We start from the raw sequence: 1,791 nt of genomic DNA on the forward strand, positions 1-1,791 counted from the left end.
CGAAGGTGGTCAAGCTCCTGCTGGACAATGGGGGTTGAGTGGCGTTGCTTTGTGAAGGAAACAGGGTGGCAACATCACCGGTGATGTTGACGGTGACCCGCAGACCTTCGGGGAAATCATCCGCTGTCGTGTGGGTATCGGTTGTGCTGGCATTGAGTAAAAAGACAAGGGGACTGTTTTCGTCACCCTCCATCGCATTGGGAAGCTGGTTGACGGTAACCGCGTCGCCAACCGGCTGAACCTGAATGTTGAACCGTTTCTGGTCAACGCACACTTCACTGAGTCTGGTCTCGTGACTGTAGGCGTTCAGGGTCACTGGGATGGTACCGCTGAAATCCCTGACCGGCAGAAAGTTCAGGGGCTGGATCTGCCCATTATTGCTGATCAGGCTGGCGGGAATCTGCCATTGGCCGTTGCCGTTAAAGGGCAGTGTTGCTCCGGTCGAATCGCTCAGCACTGCCTTCTCAGGGACACCAGAAAGGGTAACCGACACTGTTTCACTACCGTCCCGGTCATTCAGTCGGGCAGACAATCCTGTGATTAGAATAATAGTATCCTCATAGCCCGCCTGGTCTGGTGCTTCAAGGGTTGTGCAGTTATTAACAGGAGTAACGATCAGGTCCATCTGCCTGGCAAAGGTCTTTTGGTCGGTTTTTCCCGTTCCCGGTGCCGTATCACTCACCTCGACAGTAAAAGACATTGAGTAAGTACCGGCAGTCAAACCCTGTTCGGGTGTGAAAGCAAAAGAGGCTATCCGTTGGGCAAACGCCTCTGTGGTTTCACCGGCGCCTCTTGTCGCCGTATTATCGACCAGTCCGCTGCCACTGAGTGAAATATGGTCCGGTGGTGAAAAAACCACCGTTTCCAGCGCCTCGGAACCATCAATATCGGTAGGCTCAAGATGTAAATTCATCGGTGACGACTGGTCTGCGGTTTTCCATTCCGGAGCCTGGGCTGGCGGTGAGACCCATACCTTGAGGTCGTATTGGGATTCATGGGCAGACTCTTCCGGTGAGTTTTCAACCACGGGGGCGATGTCGAAGGCGATGGTGAATGGTGTGCTGCTGGTGTTGTCCGACAGGGTATTCTGTTTCAGGATCTGGTAAGGAATGGTGGCGTTGCCGGAGAAATCCCGGGGCGGTGAAAATTGCAGATTAGCGAAATCATCCGGCAGAATGACATAGTTGACGATCTTGCCATCATCGTTCCAGAGGCCTGAGGTGTACCCTTTGAGTTCCCAGCCCTTTATTTCACTGGCCTGAATCTGCATCACCGTCTGCTCGTCTACTGTCGTATGACTCAGATCGGTATTGATACAGGCGGATGGAATGGTGATCCAGCCGTCTTCATTGCCGGAGATATCACAAACGACAATATTCTCGGGATCTACAGGGTTTGCCGAGGCATCGCTGCTTTGGTCAACCGTAACGCTGAACCGGGCGAATCGTGCTTCCTGATCGCCTACGTCCTCAACGAGACCCTTGATCTGAATGACGTAGTTGCCTGCCCGGGTAAAGTGAACCGAAACACCCGCCAGACCACCACTTTGCACCAGCCAGGCGGATGTCGTGAAAATCAGTGGCTGGTTACCGGTGGTTTGCAGATTCCAGCCATTAACCACTATTTGCTCACTGCCCTGATCAAAGACATTGATTTCATACTGAGGCACTTTGCCGGTCATTAATGATTCGCTGCCATCCGTATCGGTAGACAGCAATTGCAGATCGGTGAGGGGGAAATCATTGCCGCAGGCCGGTGGCGGGTTGCCAATGGTTACCCGGGTGTTGTTAT

1 protein-coding gene is annotated in these 1,791 nt (G+C 53.2%); it reads right to left on the reverse strand.

Translation table 11 applies throughout. The features are described from left to right. A partial coding sequence (locus KDK14_RS01835; protein WP_257263313.1) for a hypothetical protein occupies positions 1 to 1,791 on the reverse strand: 1,791 nt, incomplete at both ends.

This window comes from Endozoicomonas sp. ONNA2 (assembly GCF_024606365.1).
Lineage (GTDB): Bacteria > Pseudomonadota > Gammaproteobacteria > Pseudomonadales > Endozoicomonadaceae > Endozoicomonas.